Below are 3,121 nucleotides of genomic sequence, written 5' to 3' on the forward strand. Positions count from 1 at the left end.
ATAGTGACATTTCAGCGGTTGATTCAATAATAAAAATTAATAAGACTGATCTCTATATCGGAGAAGAGACAAATATAACCTTCATTGCAAAAGACTCCAATGGAGTTGCAATACAAGAGGGGGGAATGACCGTAACTTTTACTCTTCTAGGAGACGGTACATCTTCAGGTGTTTTCTCTGCTACCTCAGATTCAAACGGAGTATACAAGTCTACATTGACCGCTACTAACTTCGGTTCAGAAAATACAATTGTTGTAACAGCAGATGGACTTCCTATTATTCAATTACCACCTTTGCGACTAAGGGTTATCAGTGGTGATTACTATAGAGAGGTTGATTTAAGTAGTGCAACCGATCAAGACGAATTTCAGGTTGAAGTAAATCTTAGCACTTCTAATTTTGATTATAGTAAAGTTCAAAATAATGGAGATGATATACGCTTCTTCGATGAACTATACAATGAACAAGACTATTGGATTGAAAACTGGAATCCTTCTGGTAATTCAAAAATATGGGTCAAAGTACAAGATTCTGGAACTGACAAATTAATACTTTCATATGGGAATGACTCTATCTCATCAGCATCAAGTGTTGAGGGAGTGTTTAGTTATGATACAAATAAAGATATTTATTATGAATTATCACAAGCTGCAGGACCATCAAATTATGGTGTGACCTCTTATATAGATAATAATAATGTAAATATACTTACCAACTCAGGTTACACAGCTGAAAATATTTCTACAGGTGTCGCTACCACGGTTAACAATGTAATTAATGGACTTGTTAGCGTTGATGGACCTATTAGTGCTAGGTATACAACATATGATGATGGAGCCGACTCTATCGCTCCACTAAGCTTTGCCTCTACTATTCTATCTTATCCTAAATCAAGAGGGACAGATGATTGGGATCTTTATAATCCAAACTCTTCTACTGCAAATTTAACTCTTTATAATTATAATGGATCCGGAGCTCTTGTTGACTCTGGAGGATACAGTATTCCACCTAATAGCTCTCTACATATTGATTATGATGTCTCAATAATGGGATTGATAGAGAGTGATATTCCAATTCTTGGTCTCTACTATTACGCTAATGCAAGCGATGGCGTTATCATGATGAAACCTGCGCAGTCTTTACTCGGTACTGCTGCAAAGGGTGGATCTGTAGGAATAATCGAGGATGGTACAAGTGGCTTAATCTACTTTTCAGACGGATCGACGGAGCTATTCTCCGGAGATAGAGGTGATACTGTAGAATTTACTGGTGGAGGTAATCAGGAATTGGCATTAGGTATAAAAGTGATAGCTGACAAACCTGTAACTGCCGTGAGCCAAGCTGACTCTGATGGATCGGACTCAACATCATTTTGGCCCGAGGGAGAACTTGCTAATGATTATATTATTCCTGGAAACTCTCAGTATATAATTGTTGTATGCTCTGAAGTTGTGAATCTTACACTCACAGACCCTGGTGGAAATGATGATTCAGCTGTTTGTACTCCTGGTGACGGAAATAATCCAGGTGTAATTCCCTTTGGGAGCCCAACTGCTATTTCTTATTTATCTGGAACTAGAGTAACAGGAGATTCTAATTTCTATATGTATTATGAGCATGATGTAGAGGATGAAACAAATGTTTTGTCTTGGAAGCAAGCTAGATCATATTCTCCAACAACTATCTTCACTACAGTAGGGAGTGAGCAAGATATAGATTAGTTTGAGAATTTAACTCCAACTTTAAAACCTTCTGATTTATTGTCATTTTGTTTTATACTTACAATCTCTCCTGACATACTTTTTGGAACAGTTTTTGAGTTAATCATTAGTACTTCAATAAATTCTCCAATATCAAACTCTGAAGGGTCATCAACTTGAATACCCATTCCTCCTGAAGAGATGTCGTATAATGTATATTTCTCTTGATGTGTGAAGTCTGAGTGTATATTTATTCTCTTGATTGAAACTGTTTGCTTGCTATTGGGTTGAACTCTTGGAGTATTTCTCAAGTGTTTAAACTTATCCTCATTTTCTTTTTCAACAAGCTCTACATCTTTAAGAAACTCTTTTGTTACTGTTTGTATTGCTTTAGGAATTGGGAAGATAATCATATCTCTGGATAGGTCTCTTGCTGTAAACTTGAATGCCTTAGAGTTTTCAGCATTATAAAAAAAGAAGTCTTGAATTGTCTTAAATTTAAATCCTTTTGAGCTACATGGAGAGATGTGAATCACTTTCTTGATGAGATCAACTTTTCTAACCATTGCGTATTGTACAATTCTTCTAGTGTCATCTCTTTGCCATAGCCAGATCTTAGTTTTATTTTGATTTAAAACTCTAAAGAATGAATGGATATCAAACTCATCTGTAAGTGATTCATTATGCTTAATCATTAAGTTCTCCTTAGAGGTATATTATTCCTCAAAAGAGAATCTTGGTCTAGCTTCTAATTAAGAAACCTTCTTGTTCACTTGAATTTCTTCTTGTCTTTTAAAGTAGTCATTCATAGCAGTAGGTATTTCTTGAAAGAAGTCATCATGTCTAAAGTGGATTTCTTCAACTTTATGACCTTCTTTAGCTGCATCTGTGAAAACTTTTTGAATACGGTAAATTGGACCGGCAATTCTATGAGAGAAGAAAAGCCCGAACGTACATAGGACAACTGAAAGAATGATAGAGCTAATAAAGAATACAATAGTCATAAACTCTTGTTGCTCTAAAAGTAGTCTGTAGAAAGGGTGATTACTTGGAAGATTAAGTTTGTCTCCATAGTCCATAAATCTATTGAAAAAGACCCAGTTCGCTCCATGCATTACGGCCATTGAGATTATGACTGATCCAACAATGAAGCCCATGAATTTTTTTTGAAATACTGGATTGATTAAGAAAGTCCTTCCTTTAAATAAGAGATTATAGACTTTACTTCGTTTAAAATTTGTTTTCATATCAATCTCCAATTATAATTCAAATCCAGATAGCATTTCTTCAATCTCTTCAGGAGTGTAGTCTAACTCCATTAGCTTTGCTTCAAGGTCGACTTCTTGTTCGTTAGCAGCTTTTAGAAACTCAACCTTATCTTCAGGCGACATTAGTCTATCATCTATATTATTATCATTATC

At 35.3% G+C, this 3,121-nt stretch carries 3 protein-coding genes; 1 reads left to right on the forward strand and 2 read right to left on the reverse strand.

What is annotated here, in order from left to right; all coding sequences use genetic code 11:
- A partial coding sequence (locus ABX784_RS16495; RefSeq protein WP_372656159.1) for a DUF2341 domain-containing protein occupies positions 1-1,721 on the forward strand: 1,721 nt, incomplete at its 5' end.
- Here ABX784_RS16495 and ABX784_RS16500 read toward each other — a convergent pair.
- Positions 1,718-2,395 carry a PilZ domain-containing protein gene (locus tag ABX784_RS16500; RefSeq protein ID WP_372656160.1) on the reverse strand — a complete coding sequence of 226 codons (678 nt, stop codon included), beginning with the start codon at positions 2,393-2,395 and terminating at the stop codon, positions 1,718-1,720. The genes ABX784_RS16495 and ABX784_RS16500 overlap by 4 nt on opposite strands.
- A gap of 57 nt (positions 2,396-2,452) precedes the next feature.
- Positions 2,453-2,947 (reverse strand): hypothetical protein, encoded by a 495-nt coding sequence (locus ABX784_RS16505; protein ID WP_372656161.1) that lies wholly within the window; start codon positions 2,945-2,947, stop codon positions 2,453-2,455.
- Positions 2,948-3,121: the final 174 nt, after the last annotated feature.

It is taken from the genome of Halobacteriovorax sp., assembly GCF_041587335.1.
Classification (GTDB): Bacteria; Bdellovibrionota; Bacteriovoracia; order Bacteriovoracales; family Bacteriovoracaceae; genus Halobacteriovorax.

What these genes read in the sequence shown, in the direction of transcription:
- ABX784_RS16500 (WP_372656160.1), bottom strand. Translation starts at nt 2,395, where the DNA reads ATGATTAAGCATAATGAATCACTTACAGATGAGTTTGATATCCATTCA.
- ABX784_RS16505 (WP_372656161.1), bottom strand. Translation starts at nt 2,947, where the DNA reads ATGAAAACAAATTTTAAACGAAGTAAAGTCTATAATCTCTTATTTAAA.